At 59.3% G+C, this 23,652-nt stretch carries 22 protein-coding genes; 18 read left to right on the forward strand and 4 right to left on the reverse strand.

Going from position 1 to position 23,652, the window contains the following annotated elements; all coding sequences use genetic code 11:
- Positions 1-145 precede the first annotated feature (145 nt).
- Positions 146-913 carry a GntR family transcriptional regulator gene (locus CD175_RS25240; protein ID WP_015093426.1) on the forward strand — a complete coding sequence of 256 codons (768 nt, stop codon included), beginning with the start codon at positions 146-148 and terminating at the stop codon, positions 911-913.
- A gap of 119 nt (positions 914-1,032) precedes the next feature.
- Here CD175_RS25240 and smpB read toward each other — a convergent pair whose 3' ends face one another.
- Entirely contained in the window at positions 1,033-1,515 is a 483-nt protein-coding gene (smpB, locus tag CD175_RS25245) for an SsrA-binding protein SmpB (protein WP_104450881.1), read from the reverse strand.
- A 118-nt stretch (positions 1,516-1,633) separates the two neighbouring features.
- On the opposite strand from smpB, the gene CD175_RS25250 reads away from it, so the two are divergent.
- From CD175_RS25250 to CD175_RS25260, 3 genes are read left to right on the forward strand one after another with little or no spacing between them, the layout of a single operon-like run.
- Complete coding sequence (locus CD175_RS25250; RefSeq protein ID WP_104450882.1) at positions 1,634-3,037, forward strand: sodium-dependent transporter; 1,404 nt, start codon at positions 1,634-1,636, stop codon at positions 3,035-3,037.
- A 7-nt stretch (positions 3,038-3,044) separates the two neighbouring features.
- Positions 3,045-3,479, forward strand: a complete 435-nt coding sequence (locus CD175_RS25255) for a type II toxin-antitoxin system RatA family toxin (RefSeq protein WP_104450883.1) — start codon at positions 3,045-3,047, stop codon at positions 3,477-3,479.
- Positions 3,472-3,786: an RnfH family protein gene (locus tag CD175_RS25260; protein WP_104450884.1), complete on the forward strand. Its 315-nt coding sequence runs from the start codon at positions 3,472-3,474 to the stop codon at positions 3,784-3,786. Before CD175_RS25255 ends, CD175_RS25260 begins: the two co-directional genes overlap by 8 nt.
- A gap of 61 nt (positions 3,787-3,847) precedes the next feature.
- On the opposite strand, the gene CD175_RS25265 is transcribed toward CD175_RS25260, so the two are convergent.
- On the reverse strand, positions 3,848-4,375 hold the full coding sequence (locus CD175_RS25265) for an outer membrane protein assembly factor BamE (protein WP_007973139.1): 528 nt from the start codon (positions 4,373-4,375) through the stop codon (positions 3,848-3,850).
- Positions 4,376-4,472: 97 nt separating this feature from the next.
- Here CD175_RS25265 and fur point away from each other — a divergent pair, with 97 nt between their 5' ends.
- Positions 4,473-4,877 carry a ferric iron uptake transcriptional regulator gene (fur, locus tag CD175_RS25270; RefSeq protein WP_003197684.1) on the forward strand — a complete coding sequence of 135 codons (405 nt, stop codon included), beginning with the start codon at positions 4,473-4,475 and terminating at the stop codon, positions 4,875-4,877.
- A gap of 191 nt (positions 4,878-5,068) precedes the next feature.
- Here fur and recN read toward each other — a convergent pair whose 3' ends face one another.
- Positions 5,069-6,742, reverse strand: a complete 1,674-nt coding sequence (recN, locus tag CD175_RS25275; protein WP_104450885.1) for a DNA repair protein RecN — start codon at positions 6,740-6,742, stop codon at positions 5,069-5,071.
- A 240-nt stretch (positions 6,743-6,982) separates the two neighbouring features.
- Here recN and grpE point away from each other — a divergent pair, with 240 nt between their 5' ends.
- The 8 genes from grpE to CD175_RS25315 all read left to right on the forward strand — a co-directional run bounded on the left by grpE (position 6,983) and on the right by CD175_RS25315 (position 17,450).
- The gene (grpE, locus tag CD175_RS25280) at positions 6,983-7,549 is read left to right on the forward strand and encodes a nucleotide exchange factor GrpE (protein ID WP_007973134.1); all 567 of its coding nucleotides are present in this window, start codon (positions 6,983-6,985) and stop codon (positions 7,547-7,549) included.
- Positions 7,550-7,651: 102 nt separating this feature from the next.
- On the forward strand, positions 7,652-9,568 hold the full coding sequence (gene dnaK / locus CD175_RS25285) for a molecular chaperone DnaK (RefSeq protein ID WP_104450886.1): 1,917 nt from the start codon (positions 7,652-7,654) through the stop codon (positions 9,566-9,568).
- A gap of 296 nt (positions 9,569-9,864) precedes the next feature.
- The gene (dnaJ, locus tag CD175_RS25290) at positions 9,865-10,989 is read left to right on the forward strand and encodes a molecular chaperone DnaJ (RefSeq protein WP_104450887.1); all 1,125 of its coding nucleotides are present in this window, start codon (positions 9,865-9,867) and stop codon (positions 10,987-10,989) included.
- Between the two features lie 10 nt (positions 10,990-10,999).
- Positions 11,000-11,803: a 4-hydroxy-tetrahydrodipicolinate reductase gene (dapB, locus tag CD175_RS25295; RefSeq protein ID WP_104450888.1), complete on the forward strand. Its 804-nt coding sequence runs from the start codon at positions 11,000-11,002 to the stop codon at positions 11,801-11,803.
- A gap of 259 nt (positions 11,804-12,062) precedes the next feature.
- A complete protein-coding gene (carA, locus tag CD175_RS25300; RefSeq protein WP_095965946.1) occupies positions 12,063-13,199 on the forward strand; it encodes a glutamine-hydrolyzing carbamoyl-phosphate synthase small subunit in 1,137 nt (378 codons plus the stop codon).
- A 117-nt stretch (positions 13,200-13,316) separates the two neighbouring features.
- Positions 13,317-16,538: a carbamoyl-phosphate synthase large subunit gene (gene carB, locus CD175_RS25305; protein ID WP_102698878.1), complete on the forward strand. Its 3,222-nt coding sequence runs from the start codon at positions 13,317-13,319 to the stop codon at positions 16,536-16,538.
- A gap of 2 nt (positions 16,539-16,540) precedes the next feature.
- Positions 16,541-17,017 carry a transcription elongation factor GreA gene (greA, locus tag CD175_RS25310; protein ID WP_032829443.1) on the forward strand — a complete coding sequence of 159 codons (477 nt, stop codon included), beginning with the start codon at positions 16,541-16,543 and terminating at the stop codon, positions 17,015-17,017.
- A 28-nt stretch (positions 17,018-17,045) separates the two neighbouring features.
- A complete protein-coding gene (locus CD175_RS25315) occupies positions 17,046-17,450 on the forward strand; it encodes an MFS transporter (protein ID WP_104451051.1) in 405 nt (134 codons plus the stop codon).
- Between the two features lie 9 nt (positions 17,451-17,459).
- On the opposite strand, the gene CD175_RS25320 is transcribed toward CD175_RS25315, so the two are convergent.
- On the reverse strand, positions 17,460-17,768 hold the full coding sequence (locus tag CD175_RS25320; RefSeq protein ID WP_007942889.1) for a YhbY family RNA-binding protein: 309 nt from the start codon (positions 17,766-17,768) through the stop codon (positions 17,460-17,462).
- A 105-nt stretch (positions 17,769-17,873) separates the two neighbouring features.
- On the opposite strand from CD175_RS25320, the gene rlmE reads away from it, so the two are divergent.
- The 5 genes from rlmE to tpiA all read left to right on the forward strand — a co-directional run bounded on the left by rlmE (position 17,874) and on the right by tpiA (position 23,652).
- On the forward strand, positions 17,874-18,506 hold the full coding sequence (rlmE, locus tag CD175_RS25325) for a 23S rRNA (uridine(2552)-2'-O)-methyltransferase RlmE (protein WP_007988685.1): 633 nt from the start codon (positions 17,874-17,876) through the stop codon (positions 18,504-18,506).
- 199 nt (positions 18,507-18,705) lie between these two features.
- Entirely contained in the window at positions 18,706-20,616 is a 1,911-nt protein-coding gene (ftsH, locus tag CD175_RS25330; RefSeq protein ID WP_015093436.1) for an ATP-dependent zinc metalloprotease FtsH, read from the forward strand.
- Between the two features lie 8 nt (positions 20,617-20,624).
- Entirely contained in the window at positions 20,625-21,476 is an 852-nt protein-coding gene (gene folP / locus CD175_RS25335; RefSeq protein WP_102698876.1) for a dihydropteroate synthase, read from the forward strand.
- 16 nt (positions 21,477-21,492) lie between these two features.
- Positions 21,493-22,830, forward strand: coding sequence for a phosphoglucosamine mutase (gene glmM / locus CD175_RS25340; RefSeq protein WP_104450889.1), 1,338 nt, complete (start codon positions 21,493-21,495; stop codon positions 22,828-22,830).
- Between the two features lie 66 nt (positions 22,831-22,896).
- Complete coding sequence (gene tpiA, locus CD175_RS25345; RefSeq protein ID WP_095965943.1) at positions 22,897-23,652, forward strand: triose-phosphate isomerase; 756 nt, start codon at positions 22,897-22,899, stop codon at positions 23,650-23,652.

The following is a 23,652-nucleotide window of genomic DNA, read 5'->3' on the forward strand; positions in this document are numbered from 1 at the left end:
TTTGCCGCCCTAAAACTTTTGTCGAATGCAAAGTGCGCTGGTGGTCCGTCTGGTATGACCAAATGCGTTGTGGCAGGTGCTGGCGCGGCGCCGATAGGCCAGAATAGAGCCCCGGCGAGCCGTCGGATCGTGGAGAAATCGAGTTATGGGGTTTGATCAGATTCGTCAGCGCCGTTTGTCTGACGATATTGTCGAGCAGCTTGAGGGCATGATCCTCGAGGGCACGCTGAAGGCTGGAGAGCGCTTGCCGGCCGAGCGCGCGTTGGCCGAACAATTTGGCGTGTCCCGCCCTTCGTTGCGTGAAGCCATTCAGAAGCTGACCGCCAAGGGGCTGCTGGTCAGTCGCCAGGGCGGCGGCAACTATGTAGTGGAATCACTGGGTACCACCTTCAGTGATCCCTTGTTGCATCTGCTGGAAAGCAACCCCGAGGCGCAGCGCGATCTGCTCGAGTTTCGCCATACGCTGGAAGCGTCCTGCGCCTACTACGCTGCGTTGCGCGCCACTGATGTGGATCGCGAGCGGCTGACCGCGGCATTCAACAAGTTGCAGGACTGCTATTCGCGTCACGAAGAGGTGAGTCGTGCCGAAGAGGGGGCCGCGGACGCAAGCTTTCACCTGGCGATCGCCGAGGCCAGCCACAATGCCGTGCTGCTGCATACCATTCGCGGGCTGTTCGACTTGCTCAAGCGCAACGTGGTGACCAACATCGGAGGCATGTACAAGCAGCGCACTGAAACCCGCGACATGCTGATCACGCAGCATCGGGAGTTGTACCAGGCGATTATCGAAGGGCGGGCGGAGCAGGCGCGGGAAGTTTCCAGTCGGCACATTCTGTACGTGCAGGAGGTGCTGGAAGAAGTGCGTCAGGAAGTGCAGCGCGTGGCACGGGCGGAGCGGCGCAAGGGGATGTGACCTTTTGAAGCAAAAGATCGCAGCCTTCGGCAGCTCCTACATTGGAATGCATTCCCTGTAGGAGCTGCCGCAGGCTGCGATCATTTCGCTGACGCCACAAAAAAACTCAGGCTGAAGAATTACTCTTCCTTGCCCTTGTTGCGCACCGCACGCTGCAACTCGCGACCTGCGTCGCGTTCGCGCTCGGTATCACGCTTGTCGTATTCCTTCTTGCCCTTGCCCAGAGCGATTTCGCACTTGACCATGTGCTTGCTCCAGTACCAGGACAGGCACACGCAGGCGTAACCCTTTTGCTGCACCGCAGCGGACAGCTTGTCCAGCTCGCGACGGTTGAGCAGCAGCTTGCGGCTGCGGACCGGGTCGGCGATGACGTGGGTGCTGGCGGTCGTCAGGGGCGTGATGTGACTGCCGAGCAGCCAGGCTTCGCCATCCTTGAGCAGGACATAACTGTCAACCAGTTGCAGCTTGCTTGCCCGCAGACTTTTTACTTCCCAGCCGGCCAGGACCAGACCAGCCTCGAACTTGTGCTCGATGAAGTAATCGTGTCGCGCCTTTTTATTTTGCGCGATGGTCCCTGTTGGGTGTTTCTTCTGTTTAGCCATAGGGGCGGCATTATAGGGAGTTACAACAGAGTCGGCTACGGGGTTGCTACGTGCTTGAGCAGGTTGATTGAATCCCGGACAATGCGGCCTCTTTTTTGAACGCTTGGGCGTGATAACGATGTCGACAGACAAGGTTTCTGTCCACGGCAGTTGGGCTAGCCGCTGGGTCTTCATACTCGCCGCGACCGGTTCGGCCGTGGGGCTGGGTAGTATCTGGAAATTCCCGTACATGGTCGGCGTCTATGGCGGCGGTGCCTTCGTGCTGATGTTCCTGGCCTGCATCGCGCTGATTGGCGTGCCGGTCATGCTCGCCGAAACGCTGATCGGCCGGCGTGCACGGCAGAGCCCGGCCAACGCCTTGAAGACGCTGGCGGTCGAGGCGGGGCACTCGGGCAAATGGTCCTGGGGCGCATTTGCCGGAATGATCACGGCGCTGCTGATCCTGTCGTTCTACAGTGTGGTGGGCGGCTGGTCGCTGGATTACATCATCGACATGGGGCGTGGCGATTTTCAGGGTGTGACGGCGGATCAGGTCGGGGCTTACTTCGGCAATGTCATTGCCGATCCCTGGCGCCTGACACTTTGGCACACGATTTTCATGCTGCTGTCAGCGGTGGTGATCGCAAAGGGCGTGGTCGCCGGGCTTGAGCGCAGTCTGCGCATCATGATGCCGTTGTTGTTCGTGATGGTCCTGGTGCTGCTGGGCTACAGCATGACCACCGGCCATTTCATGGAGGGCGTGCATTTCATGTTCGACTTCCACCCGGAAAAGGTCCTTGACGGCTTGTTGCCCGCGATGGGGCATGCGTTCTTTTCCCTGAGCGTCGGCGTCGGCTCGATCATGATCTATGGCGCCTACATGCCGAAGAATTCGTCGATATCGGGGACTGTCGTTGGTGTGGCGCTGCTCGACACCTTCGTTTCCCTGGTGGCCGGCCTGGCATTGTTTCCGATTGTTTTCGCGGCGGGTCTGAACCCGAGCGAAGGGCCGGGGCTTATGTTCGTCAGCCTGCCGTTTGCCTTCGGTAACGTGGCGTTCGGGCAATTGATGGGGGTGGTGTTCTTTGTGCTGGTGGCGGTCGCTGCCTGGAGTTCGGCGATTTCCCTGCTTGAGCCGATGGTGGCCTATCTGGTCGAGCGCACTAAAGTGAGTCGTGCCTGGGTCACCTTCTGGCTGGCTTTCAGCTGCTGGTTCGTCGGCCTGGGTACGGTGTTCTCCTTCAATATCTGGAAGGAGGCCAAGTTCTTCGTGAACGAAGGCGGGATGTTCCACCTCTACCAATGGGGAGCAACCGGTGGTCTCGACTTCTTTGGCGTGATCGATTTCTTCACCTCGCGACTCATGTTGCCGCTTGGCGGTTTGTGTTTCGTGGTGTTTGCGGGCTGGATCATGGGGCGTGAAGCGGTGCGCGACGAGTTGTCGATCCGCAACCCTGCGCTGTTTGGTCTGTCCTTGTTCTTGATGCGCTATGTGGCGCCCATCGGCATCCTCGTAGTGTTTGCCGCCCAGCTGTGGAAGTGACGCTGACATGACGACACACATTTCGCGTTCGGCCTTGCTGCCGTACCCGGCACAAGCGCTGTATGACCTGGTCAACGACGTGGCGCGCTACCCGGAGTTTCTGCCGTGGTGCTCGTCGGCCGAAGTCCTGGAGAGCTCCCCTGAGCATATGCGGGCGAGCGTTGGGGTGGCCAAGGGCGGCCTCAGCCAGCATTTCGTCACGCGCAACACCCTGGTTCCCGGGCAGTCGATCGAAATGAACCTCGAAGAGGGTCCTTTCACCCAATTGCATGGCATCTGGGTATTCAAGGCGCTGACCGACAAAGCCTGCAAGATCAGCCTCGATCTGTCGTTCGATTACGCCGGGCCACTGGTTCGTGCCACCTTGGGGCCGCTGTTCAATCAGGCCGCCAACACCCTGATGGATGCGTTCTGCCAGCGCGCCAAGCAGATACATGGTTGAGGTCATGATTGAAATCGAAGTGGTCTACGCGGCGGTAGACCGTCAGGTGCTGCTGACAGTGGCTGTGCCTGTCGGAACGTCCGTGCGTGCGGCCTTGCTCAGGTCGACCGTGGCTGAAGAGTTTCCGGAACTGGATCTGACCCATTGCCCTGTGGGGATCTTCGGCAAGGTGGTAGCTGACCCGGAGAGTCGGGCAGTCCAGGCCGGGGATCGTATCGAGATTTACCGCCCGTTGCTGGCCGACCCGAAAGAGGTGCGCCGACTGCGCGCGGCAAAAGCTGCCGAGGCCAAGGCGCGGAATCAGTGAGTGGCTTGAACGCCAGACAATAAAAAGCCCGGGCATGCCGGGCTTTTTATTGCGTCGCAAATTATTGCGGCGAGGTGTCCAGTGGTTGCGGCGTCGGGACCGGCACGGTTTCTACGCCGTCGACGTCCTTCTGGATCTGGTCCAGCAACGAACCTGGCTTGACCGGCTTTTCCGGTTTTGGCTTCTCGACGTTTTCTGCCGGGGCAGCCACTGTCGTGCCGCTGTCCTTGCCGAGAATAGCTTCGTCACGGCTCACGCCTGGCATGAAATCGCCAGAGAGGCTGACAAGCTGATCATTTGGGTTGAAGATAACGCTGATGCGTTCCTGTTGGCGTTCACCGCCACCCGGTTGCAAGCTGTACAGATAATCCCAGCGATCGGCATGGAACGTGTCAGTCAGCAGAGGGTTGCCCATGATAAACCGTACTTGCTTGCGGGTCATTCCCGGGCGTAACTGGTCTATCATGTCCTGCGTGACGACATTGCCCTGCTGGATGTCGATTTTGTAAACCCCGGGGAATGAACAACCGGCGAGTGCGAGCAGTCCCACAAAGGTGAAACTGGTTAGCAAGAGCTTGGTGTTTTGCATCGGTGGGCGACTTCCACTATCTTGGCTGGGACAACGTAAACGCCGATCATACCCGCATTAAGAGAAGCTGCGAAGCAGCATCGCGAGAAAGCTGACCATGGTTGAAAATAGCGAACTACGCAAAGCCGGCCTCAAAGTGACCCTGCCACGGGTCAAAATTCTGCAAATGCTCGATTCCGCCGAGCAACGCCACATGAGTGCCGAGGATGTCTACAAGGCCCTTATGGAGGCTGGTGAGGACGTCGGTCTGGCCACGGTTTACCGTGTTCTGACCCAGTTCGAGGCAGCTGGCCTTGTGGTGCGGCACAACTTCGACGGAGGCCATGCGGTCTTCGAACTGGACGACGGAAAGCATCACGACCATATGGTCAACGTCGAAACCAGCGAAGTGATCGAATTCTTCGACGAAGAAATCGAGCGGCTTCAGAAAGCAATCGTCGACAAGTATGGCTTCGAGATGGTTGATCACAATCTGGTGCTGTACGTGCGCAAGAAAAAGTAAGCATGTCGCGCGAACATCCGTTCGCGAAACGAGCGAAGGCGACCCCAGGGTCGCCTTCGTGCTTTCTGCGGTGTGGTGGTTTGCACATGGTTCCTGTAGGAGCTGCCGCAGGCTGCGATCTTTTGATCTGTGCTTTTAGAAAGGGCAAAGTCAAAAGATCGCAGCCTGCGGCAGCGCCTACAGGGTTCGCTTTAGATTTTTGCAGTGACGACCATTTTCTTGGCGTGCGCCAGGGACTCCTTGGTCAGATCGATGCCGCCCAGCATCCGTGCGACTTCTTCGACGCGCTCGTTTTTGCTCAGTTTGGAAACCGCCGTGCGGGTGGCATCTTCGCCGCGCACTTTATGCACAAATAGATGCTGATGACCTTGCGCTGCCACTTGCGGCAAGTGGGTCACGGTCAGAACCTGCCCACGTTCGCCGAGCCTGCGCAGCAACTGGCCGACGATTTCTGCGGTCGGGCCGCCAATGCCGACGTCGACTTCGTCGAACACCAGGGTCGGTATACGGGAGGTCTGTGCGGTGATCACCTGAATCGCCAGGCTGATCCGCGACAGTTCGCCGCCGGACGCCACTTTCGCCAGGGCCTTCAGTGGCTGGCCGGGGTTGGCGCTGACCAGCAGTTCTACCTGTTCGAGCCCGTTTGGCAGCAGTTCGTTGCCGCTGTTCGGGCGCAGTTCAATGGTGAAGCGGCCGCCGGGCATGCCCAGTCGCTGGATTTCCTGCTCCACGGCGCTGGCCAGGCTGTTCGAGGCTTGATGCCTTAGATCGCTCAGCTCCCGGGCCTTTTCCTGGTAGTGCCGGGCATAGGACGACAGCTCATCGCTCAGGCGCTCGATGGATTCGTCGTTGGCGTTCAGGGTCTCGATTTCATCCAGCAGCTTCTGCTGCATCTCGGCCACTTCAGTCGGCTGGATGCGGTGTTTGCGCGCCAGGGTGTAGATCGCATCGAGGCGTTCTTCGAGGTATTGAAGGCGCGATGGATCGGCATCGAAATTGTCGAGGAAACGGTTCAGTTCGCCCACGGCCTCTTCAACCTGGATCTGTGCGCTGGTCAGCAAACTGCTGGCTTCGCCCAGGGCACCGATCGAGCTGTTCACGCTCGACAGGCGGTTGAGGCTGGCGGTGAGGGCGTTGAGGACATTTCCGGAATCACTTTCGCTGCACTGTTCGACGACTTGCCGACAAATGCCCAGCAGGGTTTCGGCGTTGGTCAGGTTCTTGTGTTCCTGTTCCAGCTGCTCCAGCTCGTTGTCACCGAGGCCAAGGTTCTCCAGCTCTTCGAGTTGATAGCTGAGCAACTGATGGCGGGCGCGTTGCTCGTCGCCGGAGTTGGAGAGCCGCTCCAGTTCCTGGCGGGTCTGGCGCCAGCGTTGGGCGGCCAGTTGAACCTGGCGGGCCAGATCCGTCGCGCCGGCATATTCATCGAGCAGGCGACGGTGGGTGTCGGTCTTGAGCAGGGATTGGTGTTCGTGCTGGCTGTGAATGTCGATCAGCAGTTCGCCCAGCGCCTTGAGATCACCGAGCGGACAGGGCGTGCCGTTGATGTAGCCGCGCGAGCGACCTTCGGACGTGATCACCCGGCGCAGGATGCACGGGCCGTCGTTTTCGAGGTCGCGTTCGGCCAGCCAGGCGCTGGCTTCCGGAATGTCGGCCAGATCGAAGGTGGCCAGGATATCGGCCTTGTCGGCGCCGGGGCGGACCACGCCGCTGTCGGCGCGATCGCCCAGGGTCAGGCCCAGCGCGTCGAGCATGATCGACTTGCCCGCGCCGGTTTCCCCGGTGATCACGCTCATCCCGCGATCGAGTTCGAGATCGAGATGTTCAACGATGGCGTAGTTGTGTACGGACAGGTGCACCAGCATATGGGCCGCTCCCAGGTGTTAAGTCTGGTTATTTATACAGTGTTTTGTTTCTGGCTGACAATGCCCCTCGTTAGCTCGATTCGATTGGTCTGACGAATCCCATATCGCGAGCTGGCATGACAATGCGATTGTTTTTTGTAGGGTTAATCATTGGCGCCCCTTGAAGCCGGATTTTGCGGCCCCATATAGCTGGGCAGAAGCGCGAGTTGAGCTCGCGGACGATATTGAAAGGAGAAATCTATGGCTGACGAACAGACAGTGGATACGCAAAACCCAGACGCCAACCAGGCGCCCGAGGCTTCGGGTGAAGACCTGGCGGCTCGTGTACAAGTGCTCGAAGAGCAACTGGCAGGCGCTCAGGATCAGGCTTTGCGTGTAGCCGCCGATCTGCAGAACGTCCGCCGTCGCGCCGAGCAGGATGTGGAGAAGGCTCACAAGTTCGCGCTGGAAAAATTCGCCGGCGACCTGCTGCCGATCGTCGACAGCCTGGAGCGCGGCCTGGAGCTGTCCAGCCCGGACGACGAAAGCATCCGTCCGATGCGCGAAGGCATCGAGCTGACCCTGAAAATGTTCCACGACACCCTCAAGCGTTATCAGCTTGAAGCGATCGACCCGCATGGCGAACCGTTCAACGCCGTTCACCATCAGGCGATGGCCATGCAGGAAAGCGCCGATGTCGAGCCGAACAGCGTTCTGAAGGTGTTCCAGAAGGGCTATCAGCTCAATGGTCGCCTGCTGCGCCCGGCGATGGTCGTGGTCAGCAAGGCGCCTGCGCCGGTTTCGCCTTCGATTGACGAGCAGGCTTGAAATCCGCCGCAAGGCCCCCATTTATAAGTCAAGCGTTTAAGTGCTACCGCAGTTAGCCACCACTGCTGCGGCAACCAAATCCAAAGTTTCGGGAGAGTGAACATGGGCAAAATTATCGGTATCGACCTGGGGACTACCAACTCCTGCGTCTCCGTGCTGGAAAACGGCAAGGCAAAAGTTATTGAAAACGCTGAAGGCGCGCGTACCACGCCGTCGATCATCGCTTACGCCAACGATGGCGAAATCCTGGTTGGCCAGTCGGCCAAGCGTCAGGCTGTGACCAATCCGCACAACACCCTGTACGCGGTGAAGCGTCTGATCGGTCGTCGTTTCGACGAAGAAGTCGTGCAGAAAGACATCCAGATGGTCCCTTACAAGATCGTCAAGGCTGACAACAGCGACGCCTGGGTTGAAGTGAACGGCCAGAAAATGGCGCCGCCACAAATCTCGGCTGAAATCCTGAAGAAAATGAAGAAGACCGCCGAAGACTACCTCGGCGAGACCGTGACTGAAGCGGTGATCACCGTTCCGGCCTACTTCAACGACAGTCAGCGCCAGGCGACCAAGGACGCCGGCCGCATCGCCGGTCTGGACGTAAAACGTATCATCAACGAACCGACCGCCGCTGCTCTGGCTTACGGTATGGACAAGGCGAAGGGCGATCACACCGTGATCGTTTACGACCTGGGCGGTGGTACTTTCGACGTTTCCGTGATCGAGATCGCTGAAGTCGATGGCGAGCACCAGTTCGAAGTACTGGCCACCAACGGTGACACGTTCCTGGGCGGTGAAGACTTTGACATTCGTCTGATCGACTACCTCGTCGACGAATTCAAGAAAGAAAGCGGCATGAACCTCAAAGGTGACCCGCTGGCGATGCAGCGCCTGAAAGAAGCCGCTGAAAAAGCCAAGATCGAACTGTCCTCGAGCCAGTCGACCGACGTGAACCTGCCGTACATCACTGCAGACGCCACCGGTCCTAAGCACCTGAACGTGAAGATCTCCCGCGCCAAGCTGGAAGCATTGGTGGAAGACCTGGTTCAGCGCACCATCGAGCCTTGCCGCATCGCAATGAAAGATGCCGGTATCGACGTTGGCGCGATCAACGACGTGATCCTGGTGGGCGGTCAGACCCGTATGCCACTGGTTCAGAAGCTGGTCACCGAGTTCTTCGGCAAAGAAGCGCGTAAAGACGTCAACCCGGACGAAGCGGTTGCCATGGGTGCTGCCATCCAGGGCGCGGTACTGGCCGGCGACGTGAAAGACGTTCTGCTGCTCGACGTCAGCCCGCTGACCCTGGGTATCGAAACCATGGGTGGCGTGATGACCGCGCTGATCGAGAAAAACACCACGATTCCTACCAAGAAATCGCAAGTGTTCTCGACTGCCGACGACAACCAGGGCGCCGTGACCATTCACGTGCTGCAGGGCGAGCGTAAGCAAGCTGCTCAGAACAAGTCCCTGGGCAAGTTCGACCTGGCCGACATTCCACCGGCTCCACGTGGTGTGCCACAGATCGAAGTAACCTTCGACATCGACGCCAACGGCATCCTGCACGTAGGTGCGAAGGACAAGGCTACCGGCAAGACTCAGTCGATCGTGATCAAGGCCAACTCCGGTCTGTCCGACGAGGAAATCGAGCGCATGGTGCGTGATGCCGAGGCGAACGCCGAGGAAGACCGCAAGTTCGAAGAGCTGGCCGCTGCCCGTAACCAGGGCGACGCACTGGTTCACTCGACGCGCAAAATGGTGACCGATGCCGGCGATAAAGTGACTGCCGAAGAGAAGACTGCAATCGAAGCTGCCGTAGTTGCCCTGGAAGCCGCCGTCAAAGGCGACGACAAGGCTGCTATCGACGCCAAGGTTGAAGAGCTGTCGAAAGTCTCCGCTCCGGTGGCGCAGAAGATGTACGCCGAACAGGCTCAGCCTGCTGAAGGCGCGGCACCGCACGCTGAGTCGGCTGAAAAGGCTGATGACGTCGTCGATGCCGAGTTCGAAGAAGTCAAAGACCACAAGTAAGTTGTTGGTCGGCCGGTTGACTGCCTTTAGGCGGTGACTGGTAGGATGTCGCCGCGCGGGAGCTTGCTCCCGCGTTGGCGTATCTGGAATACGCGAATTTTTACAGTATGCGACGAAGTTCGGATGCTGCTGGCATGGCCGGGAATGCTCCTGCTTTCCGAGCCGAAAGTGCCACTTTGAAACAAAGACCAGGATCGTTGAATTGACGTGAGTTGGGTCCGGGCCTGTATTGGGGCTCAACGAGTTCGGCAAACTCAGGAGGGTTTTGCCGGACGTCCTCAAGAGTGCAAAGACTTATGGCAAAGCGTGACTATTACGAAGTGTTGGGTGTTGAGCGTGGCTCAAGCGAAGCGGACCTGAAAAAGGCTTACCGTCGCCTGGCGATGAAGCACCACCCGGACCGTAATCCCGATGACAAGGCGTCGGAAGAGATGTTCAAGGAGGCCAACGAGGCCTACGAAGTGCTGTCCGATTCCAGCAAACGCGCGGCGTACGACCAGTACGGCCATGCCGGTGTCGACCCGAGCATGGGTGGCGGCGGTGCCGGTTTCGGTGGCCAGAACTTCTCCGACATCTTTGGCGACGTCTTCAGTGACTTCTTCGGTGGCGGTCGCGGCGGTTCCCGTGGCGGCGCTCAGCGCGGCAGTGACTTGCGCTACACCCTGGAGCTGGACCTTGAAGAAGCGGTACGCGGCACGACCGTGAATATCCGCGTCCCGACGCTGGTCAATTGCAAACCGTGCGATGGCTCCGGTGCCAAGAGAGGTTCTTCGCCGGTGACCTGCCCGACGTGCGGCGGTATCGGCCAGGTGCGCATGCAGCAAGGCTTCTTCTCGGTGCAGCAGACCTGCCCGCGCTGCCATGGCCAGGGCAAGATCATTTCCGATCCGTGCGACTCCTGCCACGGCGAAGGTCGCGTCGAAGAGTACAAGACCCTGTCGGTGAAAGTGCCGGCCGGCGTCGATACCGGTGACCGCATTCGTCTGTCCGGCGAAGGCGAGGCGGGTGCCCAGGGTGGCCCGACCGGCGACCTGTACGTGGTGATCAACGTGCGCGAGCACTCGATCTTCCAGCGTGATGGCAAGCACCTGTTCTGCGAAGTGCCGATCAGCTTCGTCGATGCGGCGCTGGGTGGCGAGCTGGAGATTCCGACCCTTGATGGCCGGGTCAAGTTGAAGATCCCCGAGGGGACCCAGACCGGCAAGCAGTTCCGTGTGCGTGGCAAAGGTGTCGCGCCTGTGCGTGGCGGTGGTGCGGGCGACTTGATGTGCCGTGTGGCGGTCGAGACGCCGGTCAACCTGAGCCGTCGCCAGCGCGAAATGCTCGAGGAATTCCGCAGTTCGCTGGCGGACGACAACAGTCATTCGCCGAAGACCACCGGCTGGTTCGAAGGCGTGAAACGCTTCTTCGGCGATTTGTAAGGAGACAGGCATGCGACGTATTGCAGTGATGGGCGCCGCCGGGCGCATGGGCAAGACCCTGATTGAAGCGGTGCAGCAGGCGCCAGGCGCCGGGTTGACGGCGGCAGTGGATCGTCCTGACAGCTCGTTGGTCGGTGCGGATGCCGGTGAACTGGCGGCTATCGGTCGCATCGGCGTGCCGCTGTCTGGCGATCTGGACCGGGTGGTCGACGAGTTCGACGTGCTGATCGACTTCACGCACCCGACGGTGACCCTGAAGAACCTGGCTTTCTGCCGTAAACACGGCAAGGCCATGATCATTGGGACCACTGGCTTCAGTGTTGAAGAAAAGCAGTTGCTGGCGGAAGCGGGCAAGGACATCCCGATTGTCTTCGCGGCCAACTTCAGTGTCGGGGTCAACCTGTGCCTGAAGTTGCTCGACACGGCTGCTCGCGTACTGGGTGACGACGTCGATATCGAGATCACCGAGGCTCACCATCGGCATAAAGTCGATGCGCCGTCCGGCACTGCCGTGCGCATGGGTGAAGTGATTGCCGATGCGTTGGGTCGCGACCTGAAGAAAGTGGCGGTGTATGGCCGTGAAGGCCAGACCGGTGCGCGTGATCGTGAAACCATCGGTTTCGCCACTGTGCGTGCCGGCGACATCGTCGGTGATCACACCGTGCTGTTCGCCGCCGACGGTGAGCGTGTCGAGATCACCCACAAGGCGTCCAGTCGCATGACCTTCGCCAAGGGTGCGGTACGTGCTGCATTGTGGCTGGACGGGCGCGAGCCTGGCCTTTACGACATGCAAGACGTGCTCGATCTGCGTTAAGATGCACCCGAAATCGGGCTCGCGCACAGCGTTTGAGCCCGGTTTTGTTCCGCCAAGCGACGTCCTGTCGCATTCTCCAGCCTTTAAGGCTCATTGGCGGTAGACCAAAAAGGCCTTTTTCTGTAAGCTACAGCTTTAGTGTGTCCACTAAAAGCGCGCAGAATAATTCAGTGAAGAAGCGGGGTGACGTGTCCATACGTCACTCCGCTTTTTTACAACCTGCGATCGCCCTTTCAGGCTTTATTTACGGGAGGTCTTCTTGACTAAGCCAGCCATACTCGCCCTTGCTGATGGCAGCATTTTTCGCGGCGAAGCCATTGGAGCCGACGGTCAGACCGTTGGTGAGGTGGTGTTCAACACCGCAATGACCGGCTATCAGGAAATCCTTACCGATCCTTCCTACGCCCAACAGATCGTTACCCTGACTTATCCGCACATCGGCAACACCGGCACCACGCCTGAAGACGCCGAGTCCAACCGCGTCTGGTCCGCTGGCCTGGTCATCCGTGACCTGCCACTGGTGGCGAGCAACTGGCGTAACACGATGTCCCTGTCCGACTACCTGAAGGCCAACAATGTTGTGGCCATCGCCGGTATCGACACCCGCCGCCTGACGCGCATCCTGCGTGAAAAAGGTGCGCAGAACGGCTGCATCATGGCCGGTGACAATATTTCCGAAGAAGCCGCCATCGCCGCCGCCCAGGGTTTTCCTGGTCTGAAAGGCATGGATCTGGCGAAGGTTGTCAGCACCAAGGACAGCTACGAATGGCGTTCGACTGTCTGGGATCTGAAAACCGACAGCCACGCGACCATCGAAGCCTCCGAGCTGCCGTACCACGTTGTTGCCTACGACTACGGCGTCAAGGTGAACATCCTGCGCATGCTGGTCGAGCGCGGTTGCCGCGTGACCGTAGTGCCGGCGCAAACCCCTGCTGCCGATGTGCTGGCGCTGAAGCCGGACGGCGTGTTCCTGTCCAACGGCCCTGGTGATCCGGAGCCATGCGACTACGCGATCCAGGCGATCAAGGACGTGCTGGAAACCGAGATCCCGGTCTTCGGTATCTGCCTCGGTCACCAACTGCTGGCCCTGGCCTCCGGTGCCAAGACCCTGAAAATGGGTCACGGTCACCACGGTGCCAACCACCCGGTCCAGGACCTGGACACCGGTGTGGTGATGATCACCAGCCAGAACCACGGTTTTGCGGTAGACGAAGCCACCCTGCCAGCCAACGTTCGTGCGATCCACAAATCGCTGTTCGACGGCACCCTGCAAGGGATCGAGCGTACCGACAAGAGCGCCTTCAGCTTCCAGGGTCACCCGGAAGCCAGCCCTGGCCCGAACGACGTAGCGCCATTGTTCGATCGCTTCATCAACGAGATGGCCAAGCGACGCTGATCGCTCGCCTTGATGTAGCAAAGCTTGAGGGTGGCCCCGCACCGGCGGCCCCCTCAAGGCTTCAGAGATTGAACAAGACGGCTTGCCGACTGACCTGCGGATTTGAGTGACAAACCCATGCCAAAACGTACAGACATTAAAAGCATCCTGATTCTCGGCGCTGGCCCGATCGTGATCGGCCAGGCCTGCGAATTCGACTACTCCGGCGCCCAGGCCTGTAAAGCCCTGCGCGAGGAGGGTTACCGCGTCATCCTGGTGAACTCCAACCCGGCCACCATCATGACCGACCCGGCCATGGCCGACGCCACCTACATCGAGCCGATCAAGTGGCAGACCGTTGCCAAGATCATCGAGAAAGAACGTCCGGACGCGCTGCTGCCGACCATGGGTGGCCAGACCGCCCTGAACTGCGCCCTGGACCTGGAGCGCGAAGGCGTTCTGGAGAAGTTCGGCGTAGAGATGATCGGTGCCAACGCCGACACCATCGACAAGGCTGAAGACCGTTCGCGTTTCGACAAGGCGATGAAGTCCATCGGCCTGGCGTGCCCGCGTTCCGGTATCGCCCACAGCATGGAAGAGGCCAACGCGGTCCTCGAGAAGCTCGGCTTCCCGTGCATCATCCGTCCGTCCTTCACCATGGGCGGCACCGGTGGCGGTATCGCTTACAACCGTGAAGAGTTCGAAGAAATCTGCGCCCGTGGTCTGGACCTGTCGCCGACCAAAGAGCTGCTGATCGACGAATCGCTGATCGGCTGGAAAGAGTACGAGATGGAGGTTGTCCGCGATAAGAAGGACAACTGCATCATCGTCTGCTCCATCGAAAACTTCGACCCGATGGGCGTGCACACCGGTGACTCGATCACCGTGGCTCCGGCACAGACCCTGACCGACAAGGAATACCAGATCCTGCGTAACGCCTCCCTGGCGGTGCTGCGCGAGATCGGCGTGGAAACCGGTGGTTCCAACGTTCAGTTCGGTATCTGCCCGAACACCGGCCGCATGGTCGTGATCGAAATGAACCCGCGCGTATCCCGTTCCTCAGCGCTGGCTTCGAAAGCCACCGGCTTCCCGATCGCCAAGGTCGCGGCCAAGCTGGCCGTGGGCTACACCCTCGACGAGCTGTCGAACGACATCACCGGCGGCAAGACCCCGGCGTCCTTCGAGCCGTCCATCGACTACGTCGTGACCAAGCTGCCACGTTTCGCCTTCGAGAAGTTCTCCAAGGCTGACGCGCGCCTGACCACGCAAATGAAGTCGGTCGGTGAAGTCATGGCCATCGGTCGTACCTTCCAGGAATCCCTGCAGAAAGCCCTGCGCGGCCTGGAAGTCGGTGTTTGCGGCCTGGACGAGAAGGTTGACCTGAGCAACCCGGAAAGCATGAGCGTGCTCAAGCGCGAGCTGACCGTGCCGGGCGCCGAGCGTATCTGGTACGTGGCGGACGCCATGCGCGCCGGCATGACCGTTGAAGACATCTTCGGCATGACCATGATCGACCCTTGGTTCCTGGTGCAGATGGAAGACCTGATCAAGGACGAAGAGAAGGTCAAGACCCTGGGTCTGACCAGCATCGACCGTGACCTGATGTTCCGCCTCAAGCGCAAGGGCTTCTCCGATATGCGCCTGGCCAAGCTGCTGGGTGTGACCGAGAAGGCTCTGCGTGCTCACCGTCACAAGCTGGAAATCTTCCCGGTCTACAAGCGCGTCGACACTTGCGCTGCCGAGTTCGCCACCGACACCGCATACCTGTACTCGACGTACGAAGAAGAGTGCGAAGCCGCTCCATCGGGTCGCGACAAGATCATGATCCTGGGTGGCGGTCCGAACCGTATCGGCCAGGGCATCGAGTTCGACTACTGCTGCGTACACGCGGCACTGGCCCTGCGCGATGACGGTTACGAGACCATCATGGTCAACTGCAACCCGGAAACCGTTTCCACCGACTACGACACCTCCGATCGCCTGTACTTCGAGCCAGTGACCCTGGAAGACGTGCTGGAAATCGTTCGCGTCGAGAAGCCGAAAGGCGTGATCGTCCAGTACGGCGGCCAGACCCCGCTGAAACTGGCCCGCGCCCTGGAAGCTGCCGGCGTACCGATCATCGGCACCAGCCCGGACGCCATCGACCGTGCCGAAGACCGTGAGCGCTTCCAGCAAATGGTCCAGCGCCTGAACCTGCGTCAGCCGCCAAACGCCACCGTGCGCAGCGAAGACGAAGCCATTCGTGCCGCCGCCAAGATCGGTTACCCGCTGGTGGTGCGCCCGTCCTACGTACTGGGCGGACGTGCGATGGAAATCGTCTACGAAGAAGAAGAACTCAAGCGCTACCTGCGCGAAGCGGTTCAAGTGTCCAACGACAGCCCGGTGCTGCTGGACCACTTCCTCAACTGCGCCATCGAGATGGACGTGGATGCGGTCTGCGACGGCAAAGACGTGGTAATCGGTGCGATCATGCAGCACATCGAGCAGGCCGGCGTTCACTCCGGTGACTCCGCGTGCTCGTTGCCGCCGTACTCGCTGCCGGCGCACATCCAAGACGAGATGCGCGAACAGGTCAAGAAAATGGCCCTGGAACTGGGCGTGGTCGGCCTGATGAACGTGCAGTTGGCGCTGCAAGGCGAAGACATCTACGTCATCGAAGTCAACCCGCGTGCTTCCCGTACCGTACCGTTCGTGTCCAAGTGCATCGGTGTTTCCCTGGCGATGATCGCAGCGCGCGTGATGGCCGGTAAAACCCTGAAAGAACTGGGTTTCACCAAGGAAATCATCCCGAACTTCTACAGTGTGAAAGAGGCGGTGTTCCCGTTCGCCAAATTCCCTGGCGTTGACCCGATCCTCGGCCCAGAGATGAAGTCGACCGGTGAGGTGATGGGCGTGGGCGACACCTTCGGTGAAGCGTTCGCCAAGGCCCAGATGGGTGCCAGCGAAGTGTTGCCGACCGGCGGTACTGCGTTCATCAGCGTACGTGACGACGACAAGCCGCTGGTTGCGGGCGTGGCCCGTGATCTGATCAACTTGGGCTTCGAAGTGGTTGCCACTGCCGGGACTGCCAAGCTGATCGAGGCTGCTGGCCTGAAAGTGCGCCGTGTGAACAAGGTGACCGAGGGTCGTCCGCACGTGGTCGACATGATCAAGAATGACGAAGTCACGCTGATCATCAACACCACCGAAGGTCGTCAGTCGATCGCTGATTCGTACTCCATTCGTCGTAATGCCCTGCAGCACAAGATTTACTGCACCACCACCATTGCTGCTGGCGAAGCCATCTGCGAAGCGCTGAAGTTCGGTCCCGAGAAGACCGTGCGCCGCTTGCAGGATCTACACGCAGGATTGAAGGCATGAGCATAACGAAGTACCCAATGACCGTTCAGGGCGCTCGCGCCCTGGAAGAAGAGCACACTCACCTGACCAAGGTCGTTCGTCCGAAGCTTAGCCAGGACATCGGTACGGCCCGCGAGTTGGGTGACTTGAAGGAAAACGCCGAATACCACGCTGCCCGCGAGCAGCAGGGTATGGTCGAGGCGCGGATCCGTGACATCGAAGGCCGCATGCAGAACGCGGTGATCATCGATGTGACGACCATTCCTCACACCGGCAAGGTGATTTTCGGCACCACCGTCGAAATCGCCAACGTCGAAACCGATGAAAGCGTGACTTACCAGATCGTTGGTGAGGACGAGGCTGACATCAAGCTCGGCAAGATTTCCGTCGGTTCGCCGATCGCTCGCGCCTTGATTGCCAAGGAAGAGGGGGATGTGGTCGCTGTGAAAACGCCTGGCGGTGTTATCGAGTACGAGATTGTCGAAGTTCGTCACGTCTGAAGGCCGGCGCCCGTTTCGTGCGGGCGCCATGCTTTGGCAACTGACCCAGATGTTGTGGGTCGGTGGCTTGTGGCTGTTACAAGTTGGTCTGTTGCCGGTGCTGGGCCGAATTGGCCTGGCGCCGCTGCTGATCGACGAAATTGCAGGCACGTTCAATACGTTGGTAGTGGGATTGGCTACGGCGTGTTTGATTTTTCAGGCTTTGGTGCTGATTAAGGCCGAGGGCCTCGTCAGTCTATGGCGGGATATACGCGGACAACTGCTGTTGATGGCACTGTATGCGTGCGCGATGTACTTCGTGGTGCGCTTCGGGTGGCCGGATGCGCTGCGTTGGCAGGCGTTCAGCTATCTTGTTCTGGGCTTTTCCGGGTTGGTGCTGGTGTTGCAGCCGGTGCCGGGGTGGAGTGGCAGGGTGCGCCAGGCACACCCTTGACCCTTGCCATCACTTGAAGCGATGGACGTTCGACAACTGCTTGTTGACGCTGAAGTTCTTGCGGTAGATCAGCGCCATCTTGCCGATGACCTGAACCAGATCCGCTTTGCCGACCTTGCAGAGCTCTGCAATGGACGCCAGGCGCGATTCGCGATCGAGGATGTTGAGCTTGATCTTGATCAGCTCGTGATCCGCCAAAGCGCGTTCGAGTTCGGCTAACACACCTTCAGTCAAACCATTGTCTGCCACAATCAAAACCGGTTTCAGATGGTGGCCAATGGATTTGTACTGTTTCTTCTGCTCTTGAGTGAGCGGCATAATCTGACCCCTGCGTCTGATCTTGTAAAAAGCGGCGGCCAGTTTACCCGAGCGAGTCCGGGACCGCCCAGTTAATCACGACCCGTTTTAATTCCGAGGTATCCCGTGGCCCGTTCCAAGACAAGCCTTAAGTGGCTGCAAGAACATTTCAACGACCCATTCGTCAAAATGGCACAGAAAGACGGGTACCGTTCCCGCGCCAGCTACAAACTGCTGGAGATCCAGGAAAAGGACCGTTTGATCCGCCCTGGCATGAGCGTAATCGACCTGGGTGCGGCTCCGGGTGGCTGGTCGCAGGTGACCAGTCGTCTGATTGGCGGGCAGGGCACACTGATCGCTTCTGACATTCTTGAAATGGACAGCATCCCCGACGTCACCTTTATTCAAGGCGACTTTACCGAGGATGCCGTGCTGGCCCAGATCCTCGACGCCGTCGGAAATAAAGAAGTAGACCTTGTGATTTCCGACATGGCCCCCAATATGAGTGGATTGCCGGCCGTTGATATGCCGCGCGCGATGTTCCTGTGCGAATTGGCACTGGATCTGTCGACGCGGGTGCTCAAGCCCGGTGGTGATTTTTTGATCAAGATCTTCCAGGGCGAAGGTTTCGACGAATTCCACAAGAGCGTTCGCCAGCAGTTCGAGAAGGTGCAGATGCGCAAGCCGACCTCGTCGCGCGACCGTTCTCGCGAGCAGTACCTGCTGGGCCGCGGTTTCCGCGGTCGCAGTGAGGAATGAGTGAATTTTCGATCGGGGTGATAGGATTTTTGTATTACGCCTTGTCAGAATTAGCGAATATTGTGTAGGAAGTGTTTCACAAAGGGTTACAGACGGCGCCTGCCAAGTTGTAGGTAATGTAGTAAGTTAGGCCGGTGAATATCATGCGAAGCGCGCGCCAGTAGCGGAGCTTGCTTCAGAGGGTAGTTAATTGAACGATATGGCAAAGAATCTGATCCTGTGGTTGATCATCGCGGCTGTCCTGGTGACGGTGATGAACAACTTCTCCAGCCCTAACGAGCCGCAGACCCTCAACTATTCCGACTTCATCCAGCAGGTCAAGGATGGCAAGGTCGAGCGCGTGGCGGTTGATGGCTACGTGATTACCGGCAAGCGCAACGACGGCGACAGCTTCAAGACCATTCGCCCGGCGATCCAGGACAACGGCCTGATCGGCGACCTGGTGGACAACCACGTCGTGGTCGAAGGCAAGCAGCCTGAGCAGCAAAGCATCTGGACCCAACTCCTGGTCGCCAGCTTCCCGATCCTGGTGATCATCGCCGTGTTCATGTTCTTCATGCGGCAGATGCAGGGCGGTGCCGGTGGTAAGGGCGGGCCGATGAGCTTTGGCAAGAGCAAGGCACGCCTGCTCTCCGAGGATCAGGTGAAAACCACCCTGGCTGACGTTGCCGGTTGCGACGAAGCCAAGGAAGAAGTCGGTGAGCTGGTCGAGTTCCTGCGCGATCCGGGCAAGTTCCAGCGCCTGGGTGGCCGCATTCCTCGCGGTGTGCTGATGGTCGGTCCTCCGGGTACCGGTAAAACCCTGCTGGCCAAGGCTATCGCCGGCGAAGCCAAAGTACCTTTCTTCACCATTTCCGGCTCCGACTTCGTCGAGATGTTCGTCGGTGTGGGTGCCAGCCGTGTTCGCGACATGTTCGAACAGGCCAAGAAACACGCTCCATGCATCATCTTCATCGACGAAATCGATGCGGTCGGTCGCCATCGTGGCGCTGGCATGGGAGGTGGTCACGACGAACGCGAGCAGACGCTCAACCAGCTGCTGGTCGAGATGGACGGCTTCGAAATGAATGACGGCATCATCGTGATTGCCGCGACCAACCGTCCTGACGTGCTGGACCCTGCGTTGCTGCGTCCAGGCCGTTTCGACCGTCAGGTTGTGGTCGGTCTGCCGGATATTCGTGGCCGCGAACAGATTCTCAAGGTTCACATGCGCAAAGTGCCAATGGGTGACGACGTTGCTCCGGCCGTGATCGCTCGTGGTACCCCAGGCTTCTCCGGTGCCGATCTGGCCAACCTGGTGAACGAGGCGTCGTTGTTCGCTGCCCGTGCCGGCAAGCGCATCGTCGAAATGAAAGAATTCGAACTGGCGAAAGACAAGATCATGATGGGCGCCGAGCGCAAGTCCATGGTCATGTCCGAGAAAGAAAAGCAGAACACGGCTTATCACGAAGCGGGTCACGCCATTGTGGGGCGCGTCGTGCCTGAGCATGATCCGGTGTACAAGGTGTCGATCATCCCGCGCGGTCGCGCGTTGGGTGTCACCATGTTCCTGCCGGAAGAGGATCGTTACAGCCTGTCCAAGCGTGCATTGATCAGCCAGATCTGCTCGTTGTATGGCGGTCGTATCGCTGAAGAAATGACCCTGGGCTTCGATGGCGTGACCACCGGTGCATCCAACGACATCATGCGTGCCAGCCAGATTGCGCGAAACATGGTGACCAAGTGGGGTCTTTCGGAAAAACTCGGTCCGTTGATGTATGCCGAAGAAGAGGGTGAAGTGTTCCTCGGTCGCGGCGGTGGCGGTCAAAGTGCAAGCTTCTCCGGTGAGACAGCCAAGCTGATCGACTCCGAAGTGCGCAGCATCATCGATCAGTGCTACGGCACGGCGAAGCAGATCCTCACCGACAACCGTGACAAGCTCGATGCCATGGCTGATGCCTTGATGAAGTACGAAACCATCGATGCCGAGCAGATCGACGACATCATGGCGGGTCGTACGCCTCGCGAGCCGCGGGACTGGTCGGGTGGCACGGGTACTTCCGGCACCCCGCCGGTGGTACAGGATGAGCGTCCGGAAACACCGATCGGCGGTCCTGCTGCTGACGTATAAGGTTTGAAATGACTTCTGTTCAGTCCTCGACCCGGTTGCCTTGCGGCAACCGGGTTCTTGATTTGGCCCAGACGCATGTCATGGGTATCCTCAATGTCACTCCAGATTCGTTCTCCGATGGTGGCCAATACAGCCAGCTCGACGCGGCCATGCGCCACGCCGAAGCCATGGTGGCGGCCGGCGCGACGCTGATCGATGTCGGTGGCGAATCTACTCGTCCTGGTGCCAGGGCGGTGTCGCCGCTGGAGGAGCTGGAGCGCGTAGCGCCGATTGTCGAGCGCATTGCACGCGAGCTGGACGTCATCATCTCGGTCGACACCTCGACGCCAGCCGTCATGCGTGAAACGGCGCGTCTGGGTGCCGGGTTGATCAATGACGTGCGTTCGTTGCGTCGCGATGGTGCGCTGGATGCCGCGGCGGCCACCGGTCTGCCGGTTTGTCTGATGCATATGCTGGGCGAGCCAGGCGATATGCAGGACAATCCGCAGTATCAGAACGTTACAAGGGAAGTCGGTGAGTTTCTCGCCGAGCGCATGGTTCAGTGTTCGTTGGTGGGTATTCCAGCGGAGCGGATCATTCTTGACCCCGGCTTTGGTTTCGCCAAGACCTTGCAGCACAATCTGAGTTTGTTCAAACATATGGAAGCCCTGCATGCCCTGGGGCGGCCCCTGTTGGTCGGGGTCTCGCGAAAGAGCATGATTGGCCAGGCATTGAATCGTCCGGTGGGAGACCGGCTGTATGGTGGTTTGGCGCTCGCGGCGCTGGCTTCGGCGAAAGGTGCGCGTATATTGCGCGTCCATGATGTAGCCGAAACAGTGGATGTGGTGCGGATGATCGCCGCAGTGGAATCAGCCGAATAAGAATGATGGAGCACTTATGAGCAAAAAATATTTTGGTACCGATGGTATTCGTGGGCGTGTCGGTGAATACCCGATTACTCCTGATTTCATGCTCAAGCTCGGCTGGGCTGCCGGCATGGCGTTCCGCAAGATGGGCGCCTGCAAGGTATTGGTAGGCAAGGACACCCGGATCTCCGGCTACATGTTCGAGTCTGCACTTGAGGCGGGGCTCACTTCCGCAGGTGCCGATGTAATGCTCCTGGGTCCAATGCCGACCCCGGCGATTGCCTACCTGACGCGCACCTTTCATGCCGAGGCCGGCATCGTGATCAGTGCGTCGCACAATCCCCATGATGACAATGGCATCAAGTTCTTCTCCGGCAAAGGCACCAAGCTTCCGGATGAGGTTGAGCTGATGATCGAAGAATTGCTCGATACGCCAATGACCGTGGTGGAATCGAGCAAGATCGGCAAGGTGTCGCGAATCAATGACGCATCGGGACGCTACATCGAGTTCTGCAAGAGCAGTGTGCCCACCGGCACCAGCTTCACCGGCATGAAGATCGTGATCGACTGCGCTCACGGTGCGACTTATAAAGTGGCGCCGAGTGTCTTCCGTGAGCTGGGCGCGGAAGTCGTCGTGCTGTCGGCGCAGCCGAACGGATTGAACATCAACGACAATTGCGGTTCGACCCACATGGGTCCGCTGCAGGCTGCCGTCGTGGCTGAGCATGCCGATCTGGGTATCGCCTTCGATGGTGACGGCGATCGCGTTCAGATGGTCGACCACACGGGGGCGGTGGTCGATGGCGACGAGTTGCTGTTCATCATTGCCCGTGACCTGCATGAGCGCAACAAGCTGCAGGGCGGCGTGGTCGGAACCTTGATGAGTAACCTGGGGCTGGAGCTGGCCCTGGCTGATCTGGGTATTCCATTCGTGCGTGCCAATGTCGGTGACCGCTACGTCATTGCCGAGCTACTGGAGCGCAACTGGATCGTGGGTGGTGAAAATTCCGGGCACATCGTGTGCTTCAGCCACACCACTACGGGTGATGCAATTATTGCGGCGCTGCAGGTGTTGATGGCGCTGAGCAGGCGTGACGAAGGCCTGGCGCAATCCCGACAGGCGCTGCGCAAGTGCCCTCAGGTGTTGATCAATGTGCGTTTCGGCGGCGGCGCAAGCCCTCTCGATCATCCATCGGTCAAGGAAGCCAGCGAGCGTGTGACCAAGGCCATGGCAGGTCGGGGGCGTGTGCTGTTGCGCAAGTCCGGAACCGAGCCGTTGGTGCGTGTGATGGTCGAAGGCGAAGACGAAACCCTGGTTCGCGCCTATGCCGAAGAGCTGGCAAAACTGGTTACTGAAGTTTCTGCCTGAATTCGGCTTGCCAGCCTTGATTGTGTTGGGTAACATCTGCGCCCACTTTGACCGACGAGGTACAGCATGCGTCGCCCTATGGTAGCTGGTAACTGGAAGATGCACGGTACCCGCGCCAGCGTCGCTGAGCTGATCAACGGCCTTCGTGACTTGGCCTTGCCGAGCGGTGTTGATGTCGCGGTATTCCCGCCTTTCCTGCATATCAATCAAGTGATTGATGGCTTGAAAGGAAAGTCGATTTCGGTCGGCGCGCAGAATTCTGCAGTGGAGTCCGGGCAAGGTGCGTTGACCGGTGAAGTTGCACCGAGTCAGTTGGTGGATGCAGGTTGTTCCCTGGTGCTTGTCGGGCACTCCGAACGCCGCCAGATCATGGGCGAGCAGGACGGAATGCTGATCCGCAAGTTCGCAGCGGCACAGGCATGTGGCTTGATTCCGGTGTTGTGCATAGGGGAAACCCTTGAGCAGCGTGAAGCCGGAAAGACTCTTGAGGTTGTCTCGCGTCAGCTGGGCAGTATCATTGAGGAGCTGGGTGTCGGTGCCTTTGCCAAGGCAGTGATCGCTTACGAGCCGGTCTGGGCCATTGGCACCGGGCTGACTGCAACGCCACAACAGGCGCAGGATGTGCATGCAGCCATTCGCGCCCAGTTGGCGGCAGAGAATTCTGAAGTCGCACAAGGTGTGCGGCTTCTATACGGCGGCAGCGTGAAGGCGGCCAATGCGGTCGAACTGTTCGGCATGCCGGATATCGATGGGGGCCTCATTGGTGGGGCTTCCCTGAATGCAGATGAGTTCGGTGCGATTTGTCGCGCCGCGGGAAACTGA

It is taken from the genome of Pseudomonas laurylsulfatiphila (assembly GCF_002934665.1).
Classification (GTDB): Bacteria; Pseudomonadota; Gammaproteobacteria; order Pseudomonadales; family Pseudomonadaceae; genus Aquipseudomonas; species Aquipseudomonas laurylsulfatiphila.

What these genes read in the sequence shown, in the direction of transcription:
- CD175_RS25240 (WP_015093426.1), top strand. Translation starts at nt 146, where the DNA reads ATGGGGTTTGATCAGATTCGTCAGCGCCGTTTGTCTGACGATATTGTC.
- smpB (WP_104450881.1), bottom strand. Translation starts at nt 1,515, where the DNA reads ATGGCTAAACAGAAGAAACACCCAACAGGGACCATCGCGCAAAATAAA.
- CD175_RS25250 (WP_104450882.1), top strand. Translation starts at nt 1,634, where the DNA reads ATGTCGACAGACAAGGTTTCTGTCCACGGCAGTTGGGCTAGCCGCTGG.
- CD175_RS25255 (WP_104450883.1), top strand. Translation starts at nt 3,045, where the DNA reads ATGACGACACACATTTCGCGTTCGGCCTTGCTGCCGTACCCGGCACAA.
- CD175_RS25260 (WP_104450884.1), top strand. Translation starts at nt 3,472, where the DNA reads ATGGTTGAGGTCATGATTGAAATCGAAGTGGTCTACGCGGCGGTAGAC.
- CD175_RS25265 (WP_007973139.1), bottom strand. Translation starts at nt 4,375, where the DNA reads ATGCAAAACACCAAGCTCTTGCTAACCAGTTTCACCTTTGTGGGACTG.
- fur (WP_003197684.1), top strand. Translation starts at nt 4,473, where the DNA reads ATGGTTGAAAATAGCGAACTACGCAAAGCCGGCCTCAAAGTGACCCTG.
- recN (WP_104450885.1), bottom strand. Translation starts at nt 6,742, where the DNA reads ATGCTGGTGCACCTGTCCGTACACAACTACGCCATCGTTGAACATCTC.
- grpE (WP_007973134.1), top strand. Translation starts at nt 6,983, where the DNA reads ATGGCTGACGAACAGACAGTGGATACGCAAAACCCAGACGCCAACCAG.
- dnaK (WP_104450886.1), top strand. Translation starts at nt 7,652, where the DNA reads ATGGGCAAAATTATCGGTATCGACCTGGGGACTACCAACTCCTGCGTC.
- dnaJ (WP_104450887.1), top strand. Translation starts at nt 9,865, where the DNA reads ATGGCAAAGCGTGACTATTACGAAGTGTTGGGTGTTGAGCGTGGCTCA.
- dapB (WP_104450888.1), top strand. Translation starts at nt 11,000, where the DNA reads ATGCGACGTATTGCAGTGATGGGCGCCGCCGGGCGCATGGGCAAGACC.
- carB (WP_102698878.1), top strand. Translation starts at nt 13,317, where the DNA reads ATGCCAAAACGTACAGACATTAAAAGCATCCTGATTCTCGGCGCTGGC.
- CD175_RS25315 (WP_104451051.1), top strand. Translation starts at nt 17,046, where the DNA reads ATGCTTTGGCAACTGACCCAGATGTTGTGGGTCGGTGGCTTGTGGCTG.
- CD175_RS25320 (WP_007942889.1), bottom strand. Translation starts at nt 17,768, where the DNA reads ATGCCGCTCACTCAAGAGCAGAAGAAACAGTACAAATCCATTGGCCAC.
- ftsH (WP_015093436.1), top strand. Translation starts at nt 18,706, where the DNA reads ATGGCAAAGAATCTGATCCTGTGGTTGATCATCGCGGCTGTCCTGGTG.
- folP (WP_102698876.1), top strand. Translation starts at nt 20,625, where the DNA reads ATGACTTCTGTTCAGTCCTCGACCCGGTTGCCTTGCGGCAACCGGGTT.
- glmM (WP_104450889.1), top strand. Translation starts at nt 21,493, where the DNA reads ATGAGCAAAAAATATTTTGGTACCGATGGTATTCGTGGGCGTGTCGGT.
- tpiA (WP_095965943.1), top strand. Translation starts at nt 22,897, where the DNA reads ATGCGTCGCCCTATGGTAGCTGGTAACTGGAAGATGCACGGTACCCGC.